Annotated in this window: 15 protein-coding genes; 10 read left to right on the top strand and 5 right to left on the bottom strand. The window is 54.3% G+C overall.

Going from position 1 to position 15,781, the window contains the following annotated elements; genetic code table 11:
* Window positions 1-3 precede the first annotated feature (3 nt).
* A complete protein-coding gene (locus ACI0CA_RS14970) occupies window positions 4-1,182 on the bottom strand; it encodes a hypothetical protein (protein WP_308449847.1) in 1,179 nt (392 codons plus the stop codon).
* Window positions 1,183-1,263: 81 nt separating this feature from the next.
* Between ACI0CA_RS14970 and ACI0CA_RS14965 the strand changes: the two genes are divergently transcribed.
* The 10 genes from ACI0CA_RS14965 to ACI0CA_RS14920 all read left to right on the top strand — a co-directional run bounded on the left by ACI0CA_RS14965 (window position 1,264) and on the right by ACI0CA_RS14920 (window position 10,409).
* Window positions 1,264-1,509: a YabP/YqfC family sporulation protein gene (locus ACI0CA_RS14965; protein WP_176819767.1), complete on the top strand. Its 246-nt coding sequence runs from the start codon at window positions 1,264-1,266 to the stop codon at window positions 1,507-1,509.
* Window positions 1,506-2,753, top strand: coding sequence for a sporulation protein YqfD (locus ACI0CA_RS14960; RefSeq protein WP_308449846.1), 1,248 nt, complete (start codon window positions 1,506-1,508; stop codon window positions 2,751-2,753). The genes ACI0CA_RS14965 and ACI0CA_RS14960 overlap by 4 nt, the downstream gene beginning before the upstream one ends.
* A 114-nt stretch (window positions 2,754-2,867) precedes the next feature.
* Entirely contained in the window at window positions 2,868-3,821 is a 954-nt protein-coding gene (locus ACI0CA_RS14955; protein WP_417105735.1) for a PhoH family protein, read from the top strand.
* Window positions 3,822-3,845: 24 nt separating this feature from the next.
* Complete coding sequence (gene ybeY / locus ACI0CA_RS14950; protein WP_176819770.1) at window positions 3,846-4,340, top strand: rRNA maturation RNase YbeY; 495 nt, start codon at window positions 3,846-3,848, stop codon at window positions 4,338-4,340.
* Between the two features lies 1 nt (window position 4,341).
* Window positions 4,342-4,848: a diacylglycerol kinase family protein gene (locus ACI0CA_RS14945; protein ID WP_412379698.1), complete on the top strand. Its 507-nt coding sequence runs from the start codon at window positions 4,342-4,344 to the stop codon at window positions 4,846-4,848.
* Between the two features lie 47 nt (window positions 4,849-4,895).
* The gene (gene era, locus ACI0CA_RS14940; protein ID WP_176819772.1) at window positions 4,896-5,822 is read left to right on the top strand and encodes a GTPase Era; all 927 of its coding nucleotides are present in this window, start codon (window positions 4,896-4,898) and stop codon (window positions 5,820-5,822) included.
* Window positions 5,823-5,937: 115 nt separating this feature from the next.
* Window positions 5,938-6,162, top strand: coding sequence for a hypothetical protein (locus ACI0CA_RS14935; RefSeq protein WP_343284522.1), 225 nt, complete (start codon window positions 5,938-5,940; stop codon window positions 6,160-6,162).
* The gene (gene recO, locus ACI0CA_RS14930) at window positions 6,080-6,826 is read left to right on the top strand and encodes a DNA repair protein RecO (RefSeq protein WP_176819773.1); all 747 of its coding nucleotides are present in this window, start codon (window positions 6,080-6,082) and stop codon (window positions 6,824-6,826) included. The genes ACI0CA_RS14935 and recO overlap by 83 nt, the downstream gene beginning before the upstream one ends.
* Window positions 6,827-6,877: 51 nt before the next feature.
* Window positions 6,878-9,247 (top strand): endonuclease MutS2, encoded by a 2,370-nt coding sequence (locus ACI0CA_RS14925; RefSeq protein ID WP_446806671.1) that lies wholly within the window; start codon window positions 6,878-6,880, stop codon window positions 9,245-9,247.
* Between the two features lie 169 nt (window positions 9,248-9,416).
* On the top strand, window positions 9,417-10,409 hold the full coding sequence (locus ACI0CA_RS14920) for a TPM domain-containing protein (protein ID WP_308449842.1): 993 nt from the start codon (window positions 9,417-9,419) through the stop codon (window positions 10,407-10,409).
* Window positions 10,410-10,478: 69 nt separating this feature from the next.
* Here the strand turns inward: ACI0CA_RS14920 and ACI0CA_RS14915 are convergent, their stop codons facing one another.
* The 4 genes from ACI0CA_RS14915 to ACI0CA_RS14900 are packed head-to-tail and all read right to left on the bottom strand — an operon-like array spanning window position 10,479 to window position 15,714.
* The gene (locus tag ACI0CA_RS14915) at window positions 10,479-10,724 is read right to left on the bottom strand and encodes an acyl carrier protein (RefSeq protein ID WP_176819776.1); all 246 of its coding nucleotides are present in this window, start codon (window positions 10,722-10,724) and stop codon (window positions 10,479-10,481) included.
* Window positions 10,725-10,772: 48 nt separating this feature from the next.
* Window positions 10,773-12,569 carry an HAD-IIIC family phosphatase gene (locus tag ACI0CA_RS14910; protein ID WP_412264950.1) on the bottom strand — a complete coding sequence of 599 codons (1,797 nt, stop codon included), beginning with the start codon at window positions 12,567-12,569 and terminating at the stop codon, window positions 10,773-10,775.
* Between the two features lie 13 nt (window positions 12,570-12,582).
* Entirely contained in the window at window positions 12,583-14,274 is a 1,692-nt protein-coding gene (locus ACI0CA_RS14905; RefSeq protein WP_412264951.1) for a DHHW family protein, read from the bottom strand.
* An 18-nt stretch (window positions 14,275-14,292) separates the two neighbouring features.
* Entirely contained in the window at window positions 14,293-15,714 is a 1,422-nt protein-coding gene (locus tag ACI0CA_RS14900; RefSeq protein WP_412264952.1) for an MBOAT family O-acyltransferase, read from the bottom strand.
* Window positions 15,715-15,781: the final 67 nt, after the last annotated feature.

Below are 15,781 nucleotides of genomic sequence, written 5' to 3'. Positions count from 1 at the left end.
TTCTCATTGTAGCATTTTCCCGGTGGAATTTCCACCACAAATTTTCGACGGTGTTTTTCCGCTGCGGAGAATACACGTGAGAAGAAAGAACATAGACAGCGCGATGAGCGCCAAGGATGATGCCGCGCTGCCCGCCATGGGCGCGGTGTTGAGGGGCGAGGTTTCCACGGCAACCGAGGTGCTTGCCGGGAGAAAATAGGAAAGCAGCAAATAAAATGCAGCGGAAAGCAGACCGTTTAAAAAGCGTGCGAGAACATATCTCGTTTTCGACAGCGGCAGCCCCGCTTTGTGGAAAAAGGAGAAGATCTGCAAGTGGATGCAAACGCCGGAAAAGCCGAGCCCGAACGCTAAAAAATAAACCGGCAGGTGCCAATATATGCACTGTGTGACTCCGGCGGTGATCTCCAGACCCATCGTCAGCAATGCGCCGGAAAGCGGCACGGTGAGCCCAAAGCGGGAGAGAAAACCGCATAAATACTGAAAAATGCCGGCATCGTGCAAAACGGCCAAAAGCATGGAAAACACAATGACGAACCCGCAAAGGGAAACGGTGGCCTTAATGCCGTCCTGCACAGCGGAGACGATGCCGCCGGGAGCAGATTCTGGCGATTTTAGGCTTTTTTCGGGTTTTTCGGCAAAGCGCGACAGGGTGAGTCCCAGAAGTAACGGCGCAAGTGCGCAGGCAAAAAATAAATTCAGCCCGATGCGCTCGCTTCTTAATAATAAACTGCCCGTATAGGCTGCCGCAAACGCATAGCCCGGCGCGGTACAGAAGCATAACAGCCGCGCCGCCTGTTCCCTTGTGAGCTTTCCGGTCGCGTATAAATTTGCGGTGATCTTCGCGCCGGTAGGGTAGCCTGCGGTGAGCCCCAACAAAACGGCGGGAGCGGCGCAGGCGGGTAGGCGGAACACATGACGCATTACGGGGGAAAGCGGGCGAAACAGCACCTGCGCCGCGCGGCTGTTCGTGCATAGGCACGCGAGTAAAATAAACGGGAACAGCGAGGGAATCAGCGTGCCGAGGCATGTGTGGATGCCGCTGACAACGCCTGCGGCGGCAGCGGTGCGGTGCCTGAGCAGGAGCAAGGCGAGCAGTAAAAGCGCGGCGGTGCGGATATAAAGCGCCGGAAGCTGCAATTTTTGGCGAATGAAAAAAGCGATAAATTCTGTATGCTTCGACACGGCGAACCCTCCTTTTGAAAAAGTATATGCGTGTTTTTCCGCACATACGTATAGAGGAGTAAAAAGAAAGAGGGTGGGTGCATGGGTGAGCTTGCAGATAAGCTGCGCTATGCCATGCAGGACGGCACGATCCGCACGGAGATTCTCGGCACGGCGAAGCTTATTTTAGAGGGGTGTGACGGCGTAATCGAATACGAAACGGAAAAGATCGGCCTGCGCTGCGGGCGGCGCGCCGTGTGGGTGGAGGGGAAAAGCCTACGGCTTTTGTGTCTTGAAGAGGACGGCGCGGTGATCACGGGACATATTGAGGCGGTGAGGTTCGCATGAAGAAAATCACGCATTGGGTGCTCGGCACGGCAACGGCGCGTGTTTCGGGCGATACGGCACGGTTTATGAACATTGCGGTGAAAACGGGTCTGCGCCCCATTCGACTTCAAAAGGATGGGAAAGACGTGCTTTTCACCTTGTATGCGAAGGACTACAAAAAGCTGCATAAGATCAAACAACGCACGCACGCGCGGGTGAAGCTTGCGGAGAAAAGCGGCTTCCCGTTTCGGTTCCGCCGCATGCTGCGCCGACCGGGACTTTTGCTTGGCACGGCGCTCGGCGTGGCGCTGATGCTGTTCCTTTCCGGCTTTTACTGGGAGATGACGATCTCCGGTGAAGATATTCCGTATGCCGAAAGCGAAATTTTGGCGGCAGCAAAGCGCGTTGGCGTGTATATCGGCGCGCCGCGAAGCACCGATACCGCTTTGGCCTCTGTCGCGCTTTTGGAGGAGCTGCCGGAGCTTTCGTGGGCATCGTTCAACACGGAGGGTTGCACCGTACAGCTTGAGCTGCGCACGTCCGTCACAAAGGCGGAGGGCGCGGAGCACGACGGCACGGGGGATATCGTCGCGTCACGCGCGGGGCTCATCCATTCTATCACGGCGCAAAACGGCACGGTGCTCGTGAAAGTCGGTTCTGCCTGCGCCGCGGGGCAGGTGCTCGTTTCCGGCATCACACAGGTGGGCGACCCGTATGATCCAGAATATAACCCCGTGCGCTATTTTTACACCCGCGCCCGTGCGGAGATTCTGGCGGAGACACAGCGCACATTCACGGCATCCTGTCCGCTTAGTACCGAAACGGTGCGCGAAACGGACCTCGGTACACAGCGCGCGCTGTATATTTTGGGCGTGCGCGTGCCGCTCTCGCTTTCCGGCGCGCCGAAAGGCCAGACGGCATACACCCGCACGCCGTTCGTTTTGCAGGGGCACACGTTGCCGCTGTGGGTAGAAACGGTGCGCGTATATGAGGAGGAGACCGTGCCCGTTACGTTCACGGAGGAAGAAGCGCAGCGCCGCGCGCTTGAAAATCTGCATCAGCTGCAAAAGCTTGCGCTTGGAGAAGATGGGCGTGTGCTTACGGAAAACATCACATATCAGACAAAAGGCGGCACGGTTTACGTCACGTCCCGGTGCGTATGTCTTGAAAACATTGCGCAGGAGGCGCCGCTCACCCTGCCTGAAGAGCCTGAAAATCCGGAGATTATAGGGGTATTTGTCGGAAATGTACAGGGAAACGACTAAATTTCGTTGAAAATTTCATAACCACATTGGGAACACTTATGCTATAATAAAACAGGAAATTCGGTTTTTTAGACTGCACGGTTTTTCAAAGCCGTGCGGCAAAAGGAGAACGATTTGGAAAGAAGCATTCATGTAGACAAAGCAGAATACGCGGCAGAGCTTTTCGGCAGCTTTGACGTGAACGCAAAGCGACTGGAAAAGGCATTCGGTGTAACGTTTTCCTGCCGCGATTCGCAGATTCACGTCATCGGCGAAGAACCCGGTGTTTCGCGTGCGGTGCGTGCAGCAGAAAGCCTTTTGCGGCTCGTCGAAAAGGGCGAAGTTCTAAACGACCAGAACGTCGGCTACTGCATCGACATGGTCATGGAGGACAGCGAAGCGCAGATGGCGCCGCTTACGGACGGCTGCATCTGCATCACGGCGAAAGGCAAGCCCGTAAAGCCCAAAACGGTGGGACAGAAGAATTATTGCGACAATATTCGCAATAACACCATCACCATCGGCGTCGGCCCTGCGGGCACCGGTAAAACGTACCTTGCGGTCGCCATGGCTGTGACGGCGTTCCGTGCGCAGCAGGTGAACCGCATCATCTTGACGCGCCCCGCCGTGGAAGCCGGCGAGAAGCTGGGTTTTCTGCCCGGTGATTTGCAGCAGAAGGTAGATCCCTACCTGCGCCCGCTTTACGATGCGCTGTTCGACATGCTCGGCGCGGAATCGTATGCCCGCCTTGTGGAGCGCGGCAGCATTGAGGTGGCGCCGCTTGCGTACATGCGCGGCAGAACGCTTGACGACAGCTTTATCATTCTGGATGAGGCGCAGAACACCACCTGCGAGCAGATGAAAATGTTCCTGACGCGTCTCGGCTTCAACTCCAAAATGGTCATCACAGGCGACATCACGCAGATTGATCTGCCGGACGGCAGACGCTCGGGTCTGAAGGATGCGATGCGTGTGCTGCGCAATGTGGATGACATTGCCGTTTTCCGCTTTACCGAAAAAGACGTTGTGCGCCATCGCTTGGTGCAGGATATCATTCGGGCGTATGAAAAAGCGTCCGCAGCAAAATAACCCCTATCGAAAGGATTTTAGCATATGGAAAAAATCAGAGTCATCATCACAAACAACCAGAAAGCGGTCAAAGTGCCGACCGGCGTGCGCATGCTCATCCGTCGCTGTTGCCACGCGGTTCTGCGGATGGAGAAGTTTGAGGATTCCGCTGAAATCAGCGTGACATTCGTGGACAACGAGCAGATCCGCGAGCTAAACGCGCAGTACCGCAACAAAGATGCCGCAACAGACGTGCTCTCTTTCCCCATGGGTGAGAACGGCGTGTATGACATCAACCACGATACCGGCGCGAAGATTCTCGGCGATATTGTGCTCTCTGTGGAAATGGCAATGGCACAGGCAAAGCGCTACGGCCACAGCTTAGAGCGCGAGATCGGCTACCTGACGGCGCATTCTATGCTGCACCTGCTCGGCTATGACCACGAAAACGGCGGCATGGAGCGCGTGCGCATGCGTGAAAAAGAAGAATACGTTATGTCGCAGCTCGGCCTGCCGGGCACTTCCAGCTACACCGTTTAACATGGTGCCGGATTGGAAAACAAACGGTAAGACCCGCACGCAGGCGGACAGCTTTCGCGATGCCGCGCGCGGATTTTTCCATACCGTGAAAACGGAGCGAAACATGCGTATACACCTTACAGCGGCGGTATACGTTTTGTTTTTTTCGCCCTTTCTGGGCGTAACGCGCAGCGAATACGGCGTTCTGCTTTTGACCATCGCAATGGTTATCGCGGCGGAGGCGTTCAACACCGCCATGGAGATGCTGTGTGATTACGCGCAGAAAAGCTATAATCCGCTCATCGGCAAAACAAAAGATATCGCGGCGGGAGCGGTGCTTGTGTGCGCCGTTTTTGCCGCTTTTGTCGGTATAGCCGTTTTGTGGCGCCCAGAAGCGATCTTAGCGCTTTTGATAACAATCGTCACAAATCCGCTTTACCTTGTGCTTTTCATTCTGTCGCTCATTTTGGCCTTTTTCTTCATTTTCAAAGTGCCATGCGGCGTGCGGGAAAAGCTTCATAAAAAGTGATATAAATTATCAGAAAGGAAACCGCGGCTGCGTGCCCCGGGAAAACTATGGATACAGAAAACTACATGAACGAAAAATCGGCGTTTATCGCCATTGTGGGCAGACCGAACGTGGGCAAATCCTCTATTTTGAACCGCCTGCTCGGTACGAAGCTTGCCATCGTTTCCAATAAGCCACAGACCACCCGCACGCGCATTATGGGCGTGTGGACAGAGGGCGAAACGCAGCTGGTGTTCATCGATACGCCGGGCCTCATCAAGCCGAAGAACTCCCTCGGCGATTATATGGTGAAAAGCGTTACCTCGTCCGTCGCAGATGTGGACGCCTGCCTGCTTGTTGTGGAGGCAAACACGAAAATCTCCAAAGCAGATGAAGAGCTTGTGCACCGCTTTAAAGATTTAGGTGTGCCGGCGCTGCTCGCCATCAATAAGATTGATCTTTTGCAGGACAAAAGCGTTTTGATGGAGCAGATTGCGAAGCTCTCCGCGCTCTACGACTTTGAAGCTGTGGTGCCGGTCTCCGCACAGGACGGCAACGGCATGGACGCGCTGCGTGAGGAACTCATCGCACTGGCGGAGCCGGGCGGACATTTCTTCTCGGAAGATACGCTCACAGACCAGCCGGAGCGCGTCATTGCGTCCGAAATCGTGCGCGAGAAAATTCTGCGCTTTACGGATAAAGAAATCCCGCACGGCGTCGCAGTCGTGACGGAAAGCATGCGCGACCTCGGCAACCTGACGGAGATCGATGCGACAATCTATTGCGAACGCGCCACGCACAAGGGTATCATCATCGGCAAGGGCGGCGCAATGCTGAAAAAAATCGGCTCGAAGGCAAGAGAAGACATGGAGCGCTTTTTCGGCTGCAAGATCAACCTGCGCCTTTGGGTAAAGGTGAAGGAGGACTGGCGCCAGCGCCCGCAGATCCTTACAAAGCTCGGCTTTAACGAGCACGATTTTGACCAGTACCAATAAACCGTGATTTTCGGGAAAACGGTCACATTTTGAGAAATTGACAGACGTTTCCACGGATAAAACCCGCAAAAACCGCAGAAGCTAAAAACAGCTATACGGTTTAGGAGGCGTTTGTATGCGAAATTCCCCGATGCAGAATGCGGCGTATGCCGCGTGGAACAGCTTTTATAAAAGCGGCAAGGCGGAGGATTACATCCGCTACGTGCAGCTTACACGCCGGGAGCTTGCCGACGTGGATTTTACGGCAGGAGACTTTGATGCAGGTAAAGACCCAGGGACTCATCATTCGGGAGCAGACGGTGGGCGAGAGCGACCGCCTTGTCACGGTGCTGACGCGTGACGCGGGCGTGGTGCGTGCGTTTGCCCGCCGTGCCAAAAACTTAAAGGACAGCAAAAGCGCCGCAACGCAGCTTTTGTGCTATTCCCGCCTTTCTATTTTTAAGGGGCGGGAAAAATACATGATTGACGATGCCGAGCCGATTGAGGTCTTTTTCGGGCTTCGGCGGGACATCGCCGCGCTTTCGCTGGCGCAGTATTTCTGTGAGCTGGCGTACTTAATGGTGCCGGAGGATACGGATTCCGAGGAATACCTGCGGCTCATCTTAAATTCCCTGCATTTTTTATCAAAGGGCACGCGGCCGATACGGCTGTTGCAGTCTGTGACAGAGCTGCGTATGCTCTCGTCGGCGGGCTATATGCCAAATTTAGTCGCGTGCGAAAACTGCGCCGCGTATGAGGCGGAAACGATGTTCTTTCTGCCGCAAAGGGGCATTATTCTGTGCGACAAGTGCTTTCACGGCGCGAATGAACCGTATGTCGCGCTGCCGCCGGGCGTGCTGACCGCCATGCGACACATTGCGTATGTGGATTTTGAGAAGCTCTATAACTTCTCGCTGCCGGAGGATGCGCTGAAAATTCTGAACGCCGCAACGGAAAGCTACGTTGTCCATACATTACATACCGTACCGAAGACCTTGGAGTTTTATAAAACGTTTTTGGATTAACAGAGGAGATTGACCCGGCAAAACCGGGTACGAAAAGAAAGCAGGAACAAAATGCTGAAAGATCATAAAGCGCTGGAGCTGGATAAAATTCTGCTTCAGCTTGCAAATGAAACCACTTGCCCGGATGCGGCGGAGCTGGCGCAGAAAATTGAGCCGGATACCGACATCCGCCACGTGGAGCGCCTTTTGCAGGAAACGGACGACGCGTTTGTTTTAATGGCAAAGTACGGCGCACCGTCGTTTTACGGCATGACGAATGTCACGAATGCGCTGCGTCGCGCAGAAGCGGGCGGCGTGCTGAATCTGGCGGAATTATTGTCTGTTGCCGCGACATTGCGTGCTATCCGCAGTGTTTCGGATTGGCGTAAAAAAAGCGAAAGCGTCAAAACGGCGCTCGATTACCGCTTCGAGACCTTGCAGCCGAATAAGTTTATCGAAGACCGCATCTCGATGACCGTCGTCAGCGAGGAAGAAGTTGCCGATACCGCAAGCATCGCCTTGGCGGCTATCCGACGCAAGATCCGCGCGGCATCGCTGCGCGTGCGCGAGCAGCTTGATAAAATGATCCGCTCGCAGACCTACCAAAAGTATTTGCAGGAGGCCATTGTCACCCAACGCGGCGGCCGCTACGTTGTGCCGGTTAAGGCGGAGTTCCGCAATGAAGTCAAGGGCCTCATTCACGATTCCTCCGGCAGCGGTGCCACCGTGTTTATTGAGCCGATCGGCGTTGTGGAGGCGAACAACGAAATCCGCGTGTTGCGCTCGGACGAAAAGGACGAGATCGACCGCATCTTGACGGAGCTTTCCCGTGAGATCGGCGAGTTTGCGGACGGCATCATCCAGAGCTACCGCGCGGCGGTGGAGCTGAATCTCATTTTCGCAAAAGGGCAGCTCGCCTACAAAATGAAGGCGACCGTGCCGAAGCTCAATCAGGAGGGGCGCATCGCCATCAAATCGGCGCGCCACCCGCTCATCGATAAAAATAAAGTCGTGCCGACCGATCTGTACCTCGGCAGTGATTTTGATGCCCTCATCGTCACCGGCCCGAACACCGGCGGCAAGACCGTCTCGCTGAAAACGGCGGGCCTTTTGACGCTGATGACCATGTGCGGCCTGATGATCCCCGCGGCGGACGGCAGCGAAGTTTCGATTTTTGACCACGTTTTGGCGGACATCGGCGATGAGCAGAGCATTGAGCAGTCTCTCTCCACGTTCTCGGCGCACATGACGAATATCATCCGCATTCTCAACATTGCGGACGACAAGAGTCTCATCCTTATCGATGAGCTCGGTGCGGGCACCGACCCGGTCGAGGGTGCCGCGCTTGCTATTTCCATCATCGAAGCCATGCGCACCAAAGGCACGCGCGTGATGGCGACAACGCATTACGCAGAGCTGAAGGCATATGCCATTCAAACCGTTGGCGTTGAAAACGCCTGCTGCGAATTTGACGTGGCGACGCTGCGCCCGACGTATCGCCTGCTCATCGGCGTACCGGGTCATTCCAACGCATTTGCCATTTCCGCACGTCTCGGTATGCCGGCGAATATCGTAGAGCACGCAAAGGAACTCGTTTCCGATGAAAGCACTATGTTTGAGGAGGTCGTCTCCCGTTTGGAGGAGAGCCGCCGCAAAATGGAAGATGAGCGTGAGAGTGCCGAGCAGCTGCGTTTGAAAGCGCAGAACATGGAAAAAGAGGCTGAAGCGCTGCGCGACCGCGCCGAAAAGGACGCGAAGCACGAAATTGAGCGCGCCAGAATGGAAGCGGCGGAGCTCGTACAGAAAACGCGCCGCGAAGCCCAGAGCCTGTTAGACGAGCTCGAAGACCTGCGCCGCAACAAGCAGAAATTATTGACCGCAGAGCAGAAAGCGCGCCTGAAGGCAGGCATCCGCGATATGGAAAAGGCCAGCGACCCTGTGCACGAGCGCCGCATAGACGAAGATTATGTGTTGCCGCGCCCCTTACAGGTCGGCGATACGGTACTGATTTACGACATCGATAAGATTGCGACCGTTTTGGATGTGCCGAAAAACGGCGACCAGATTTTGGTGCAGGTAGGCATCATCAAAACGCGCGTGCCGCTGAAAAACCTGCGCCTGACCGACCAGAAGCCGAAGGAAAAGAAGAAAGCCGCAGGCGGTCACCGCACCGTGACGAAGAAGATGGATTCCGCTCCGGCGCGCAATGAAGTGGATGTGCGCGGCATGAATTTGGAAGAAGCGCTCATGGAAGTGGATGCGTTTATCGACCACGCTTTGATGCACAATCTCAACATGCTGACGATTATCCACGGCAAAGGTACAGGTATACTGAGAAACGGCATTCAGCAGCATTTGCGCCGCCACAAGGCCGTGAAATCCTTTCGCCTCGGCGTATATGGTGAGGGCGAAAGCGGCGTGACGATTGTAGAGCTGAAATAACCTTAAGAGGATCGTAAGATGCAAAGTCTTGGCTTTACTTGACAGCAGCGAAAAATTCTCTTAAAATAGGTACAACAGAACCGATACCGCATAAAACTACGAAACAGGTTTTGTGCGGTATTATTTTACGCGGCCGGGCACAGCCGGGCTGCCGAAAGGCAGGGATTGGATGAAAAATCTATATAAAGCGGGTATGGGACGCTTTGCGGCGATATGCCTTGTGGTTTTGATGGTGTTTTCCACCGGCAACCTGTATGCGTTTGCGGATGAAGCCGGAAACGGCGACACGAGCACCTCGTCTTCCGAAGACGGAGGCGACACGGGCAGCACCGTAAGCGCGACGGCAGCGGACGCCGAAGTGCCGGAGCAGCCCGCGGATCTTTATGTCTATGACGAAGCGAGTGTGATTTCCGCCAGTACGAAAACGGTAATCAACGATAAAAACGCTGACCTCAATGCGACGTATGGTGTGCAGATTGCGGTGTTCACCATGAACACTTTGCCCGGCGAAAAATCCGATTATGATGGCCGCGTGTCCTACCTTAAAAAGGTCATGGACACGTGGAAGCTTGGCGGCGACAGCAAAAACGGGCTTATCATAGGCCTTTCTGTTTCGGACGGCGACTATATGGCGGTGGCCGGTGACGGCCTGCACGGCGCGTTCTCCGGCACGGAGCTGAGCGCTTTGCTGCACGATAATCTGGAAGCGGATTTTCAGACCGGCGCATATGATGCCGGTGTTTTAAAGCTCTTTAACGCCGTGGCAGCGGCAGCGGAAACGTATAAATCCGGCAACCCCACAGACTCGGCGGCTGTGGGCACTGCAAGCAGCGCAGAGTCCACCGCCGGCGGTACGGAATCTTCCGCGGCCGAAAGCAGTGCATCCTCCGAAGCGAGCGGCCCTAAGGGTGGCTCGGTGATTTTCAGCATTTTGAAATTTGTTTTGGTGCTTGTCATTGTCTTTGCGGTGTTGCTGCTTATCGTGTACATCCACGGGCAGCGCGTGCGCAAAAAGCGCCGCGAAGCGCGCCGCAGACGTGCGGAACAGCGCCGCCGTGCCGCCGAGCAGGAAACGGCTGACCCGTACACCGCTCCGCGTAAGGAAGAACCGAAGCGCACGCTGGAGGACGATTACCTCGACTTCATGAACCGTTATAAATAACCGTAAATATAAAAATGCCGCAGACACGGGAAAACCCGGTTGTCTGCGGCATTTTCTTTTGCGGTAAGATCAGCCCTTTGCGCGTGCTGCGATGATGGAAGCCATTTCGCCGACGTTCTTCATGGAGGAGATTTCGCCCATCTTGAACTTCATGCGGAACTCGCGCTCTACAGCGGAGATCAGCGTGATGTGCTCCAGACTGTCCCAATCCTCAATGTCGTCTGCGGTCGTTTTCGGCGTGACGTGAATGGTGTCATCGTCAAAAACATCCTGAAATACGCGGTCCAGTCTTTCAAAAATTTCTCTTGTGTCCATGGTAAAATTCCTTTCTGTGATTTGATTTAATACTTAATTTAGCGAGGATCACGCTTCTGCGTGGTCGTTGCCGAACACTTCGATCACGTGGTTCTGCGGCTTATAGTCCGCGACGCGCAACTGCCACACGGTGCTGCCGTCCTCGTGCTCCTCAGTCTTCGTGAAGCCGAAGCGACCGAAAAGGTCGCTGACCATCTTGTTTTTTGCGGTGGGGTAGTAGTAGCCGTTAATCGTCTCTACGCCCACTTCGCGGCAGCGCTCCACAAGGCGGTCCAACATGGCAAATTCCATATCGCGCTTTAACACGCGGCAGCTCATCAGCCATAGGTCAATGTCGAGTGCCGTGCCGTTTTTTCTGCCGATGACGATGGAAACGACGCCGTTGTCTCCGAATTTATCGATGAGCTTGCCGTACAGACGGATATAGCCGTCGTCCTCAAATACGCTTTCCATTTCGGCGGGCGTATAGCGGCGGGTGGTCACGTTGAACTGGTTGCTCTTGTTTGTAAGCTGTGTGATGCGCGCAAGGTACACCGGGATGAAATCATCGATGACGGCGTGCATCTCAAGGCTCTTTAAATAGTCGTTATAATCGCCGAACGACGCCATTTCCGCGGCGCGCAGGGCGTTTTTCTTGTACATTTCGTTGCGCTTCAAGTCATCTTCGCTGAAGGTTGTCACTTCAAAGAAGCCGCTGCGGTCAATCGTCGTGATGTAGTTTTCCACGCCGTCCATGTCCGGAACGGCCGCGCCCTTGATCTGCGTGCGCACGATCTCGCGCTCGGCGGGGTTATCGTCCGCAAAAACGATGGAATCCGGCAGAATGTTCAGCTCTGCGGCGGTCTCGGCAATGTTGCGGTCTTTGTTTTCCCAATTTGCCTTAATGATGACGAAATCGTCCGGGCGCAGTGCACCTTCGGGGTGGTTTAACCCCGCAATGGCGTTTTCATGGTCATTTTTAGAGCAGACCGTCAACACGATACCGAGACTTTTAAGCTGCTTTACGTATGTCTGAAACTCGTAGTAGGATTGCGAAACGCCGGTCTCCTGGCCGATCTCGATGCCGTCTACGCCGTCGTCGCCCACAACGCCGCCCCACAGGGTGTTATCGAGGTCAAGGGCAAGCGCCTTTTTATTCTTGCCGAAAATCGACTTGATAATGTGCGAAACACTGAACGCAAAGGACGGGATCGCCTCAAAGCACATGGCGTATTTGTACATGTTCCAGAACAGCGGGTTCGACCATTCTTTCAGGCCGTAATCGGCAGAAACAAAGTTGAGGTCGTGAATATAAAAGCTCTCATTTTCGCGTGCGTAGGCGTAAAAAGCTTCGTTTAAGCGCGTGAGGAAATTCGTGCGGCCGTGGATGTCCCACGCGTCGCGGCTGCCGAGCAGGCGGTAAAGCGGCATTTCAAAGTTATTTTGAATGATGGGGCAGTGAAACTTTTCCGCAATGCTTTTCCACATCGCCGTGAAACGGTTTATTTCCGTGTGCAGCTTTTCGTCTATCTGCTCCGTGGTGTCGGTCATCTCGGGCCAGTCCGTCACGTTGCGATTCGTGGTGTGGATGAACACAATGTCCGGCTTGAAGCTTAAAAGCGTTTCATCCGGGAACATGGCGTCCTGAAAATACTGCGCGTATTCGGATTCGTAAAATTCCGGCTCAATACCGGCGTCTAAGAGGAAAAGCTCCAGCGTTTTTACAATGTCGCTTGTGGTGGAGCCGCCGAACACGGCAATCTTCTTTCTGATGCGCGAAGTGCCGTCTGCGAGCAGTGCTTTCTTTAAAGATTTGCGCTTTTTGATGATATAAGCGGCGTCAAAGGGATATTCCAGTTCTTTCATAGGCTCTCCTTTGTTATTCTTTTGCGGAAGAGGTATCATCTGTACCGGTCGAGGTGGTGTTAGCGGCCGTATCCGTGCCGGAAGTCGTCGTTGGTGCACTTGTCGCGGTCGGCATGACCGTTTTCGGCGTAACAGACGGGACAATGTGCGAATCGGTGATGGTCTCACCGGCGTTCTGCGCGATGAGGTTCTGAATGTTGTCGGCGTTATCGCCCACAACGGAGTATGCGGACATCGTAAAGAGCACATCCGTGATGCCCATATCTTTGATGAAGTTGACGAGGTTGCACTCCAAATAGCGCATGTCGGCAACGTAGATCTGCTCAAAGGAATTCGTGTAGAACGGAATCTCCGCGTTACCGAAGCTGTCCTTAATGACGAGCAGCTTGCGGCCGTTCTTCATCTGCGTATCGACTTTTACGATGCAGGAGTCGCCGCCGAGGAACTTCAGGTACGCGTTTGCGGTGTCCACATCGGCAAAGAGGTCGTCTTCGTACTGGTAGTTAAAAGAAGTATCGTAGTAGGAAGCCACGTAGTTTGAGGCCGGCACGAAGTAGTGGAAGTCGTCCGGGTCGTTTAAAATACGCGTATCCTGCGAGAAGCCGTACATGGTGCCCACATAGCCCGGAATGGATTCCTCCGTGTAGGTGGAAAGGTCTGCGAACGGCACGCCTGCGGCCTCGGCAAACGTGCGGGCGGCATAGTAAGCGCCGCGTGCCTGCCAGTGGTGGTCGGTGCGCAGGTAAATATCTTCTTCCGCATGCTTTTTCATTACGTCCACAACGTTTACGGACTGAATGCCGGCATTCAGCTTTTCGGCAACGCCGTCAAAGCATTCTTTCTGGTCGCCAACATAATCAATGCCGTTTTTCGGGGTGTAGATGGCGGAAGCGGTGGGTGCGGGCATAGACCAAATGGTCACACCGCTGCCGACCTTGCTTTGCAGGTCGTTGAGTGCATCGGCGTAAGCGGTGCCGCCACCGCCGCCGAAGGCCTCCATGCAGCGCCAGTGATTATCCCAGTTTACAACAAGCAGGTTGTTCACCCATTCCAGTGTGCTGTTATCCTCGGTGCTGAAATCGCGGCCCATTTTTTCATCCGCAGCGCTCACGGCCGGGAACACACGCCCTGCGGCGTATTGCAGCAGATTCGTATTGTTTGGCACGGTGCCGTTTGCGGGTGTGGTCGTCTGGGTGTCACCGTTTGCGGCAGAAGTATCGGTGTTATCTGTGCTGTCCGTCTCGGGCTTTGCGGTGCTGACCGTTGAAGCGAACATCTTCATACCAAACAGGTTCTTAATGGAGTTGCTCATATTCTTAAAGCCGTCGTGGTTCGGCACGGTATCGTCAAACCATGTGGCGACGTCCGCCGTAAACGAGCCGGAAAAATACGATGCAAAAGAGAATTTCGGGAATTCCGCAAGGTTTCGGTTTTCAATCTGTGAGACGGTGGAGCGCGGGAAAAGGAGCAGATACAGCGTCATCAGGGCGAAAAGAATGACCATAACGCCGACGGATAAAACGGAAAGCCGCATGTTCAAAAGCTCGCGGCGGCTCGGTTTCGGCTTGCGGCGGCGCTCTGCGGGTTCGGCGCTTTCATCCGCAGTCGGCGCATCTCCGACTTCGGTTTTCTCCGGCTTCGCTTCCGGTTCGGCGGGCTTGCGGGGAGCAAAATAATCAAGGTCAAGGTCTTTAAAATCGTTCATGTCAATGAGCACCTCCCCTTAGAATCTGAAATACAGGAACACGTTGTTCGTGGTATCAACGAGCAGAACACTCACGACGGCGAGCAACACCATACAGACCGCAACGGAGCCGACGCGGCCGATGGTATAAACGGTATCGTTTTTGCTCTCGAGAAAATAACTCTTGATCTTCGGCAATACCGGCAGGCTGACGAGAATCGCGAACAAAATGAGAAAGATATTGTTGCGCAGGGAGGAGAACGTCATGGGGTCCGTAAACGGCGCGCTGTTCGCAATCATGCTGATGCCCGTGATATTGAGGAAAAACTGACTAAGCTGGCCGAGATCTTCAAAATAGAAGATGCCGAAGCCGAGGATGATGACAAGCTTCGTATACACATGCTTCCACACGATCGGCCATTTTTTCATGCGCTTTTTGCCCATTTTCTGCTCGAACAGCATGAAGCAGCCGTAGTAAAGGCCCCATAAAATGAAGTTCCATGCGGCACCGTGCCAAAGACCGGTGCAGAACCAAACAAGGAACAGGCCGAAATACTTGCGCGGCTTGCCGAAAAACGGCACGTACAAAAGGTAGTCGCGGAAGAAGGAGCCGAGGGAGATGTGCCAGCGCTGCCAGAACTCCGCAATGGTGGTGCAGGCGAACGGATGGCGGAAGTTTTCGTCAAAGCGGAAGCCAAACATGCGGCCGAGGCCGATGGCAATATCGGAATAACCGCTGAAGTCAAAGTAAACATACAGCGAATACACGATGATGGTGTACCATGTGCCGAGCACGGAAAGTCCCGTGATGTCCTTGCCAAAGAACGTGTTGACGATGGACCACAAATTGTTCGCGATGATGACCTTTTTCGCAAGGCCGAGAATCACGCGCAGCGCACCTTCGCATAGGTCGGTCGCGTTGACGGAGCGGTTGTCGATCTCCTGCTCCACAACGCTGTACCGCACGATCGGGCCGGCGATGAGCTGCGGGAAGAGGGACAGGTACAAAAGAAATTTGTGGTATTTCGGCTGCACGTCTACCGTTTCCCAGTAGCAGTCCAAAATGTAGGAGATAGCCTGAAACGTGTAGAAGCTGATACCGATGGGCAGCGTGATCTGCGGCACGGGAATGGCCGCGCCCGAAACAGCGTTCAGGTTTTCTACAATGAACGCGCTGTACTTAAAGATGAGCAAAAGCAGAATATCTACCAAAATACCGCCGCCAACGGCTAACTTTGCGCGCGGGGTATCCCGAAATTTGCCGATCAATATGCCGATGAACCAGTTAAAGAATGAACTGAACAGCAAAAGCAAAATCCAAAGCGGCTCGCCCCAAGCGTAAAAGATGAGTGAAAAGACAATCAGCACGATGTTTTTGGTGCTGAGCTTTTTGGCGAGGCCGTAACAGATGAGGCACAGTGGCAAAAAGACATAGATAAAGAACAAATCGGCAAAAACCATGTATCGGGCTCCTTAATCCTTTGTTTTTTCCGTGCAGGCACATTTCCCGATGCCCGCGGTGTTTGGT

This window comes from Hominenteromicrobium mulieris (assembly GCF_046197855.1).
In the GTDB taxonomy this organism is placed as follows: Bacteria; Bacillota; Clostridia; order Oscillospirales; family Acutalibacteraceae; genus Hominenteromicrobium; species Hominenteromicrobium mulieris.
Note: the sequence above shows the minus strand (reverse complement) of the source record. Positions and strands in the feature narration are given on the sequence as shown.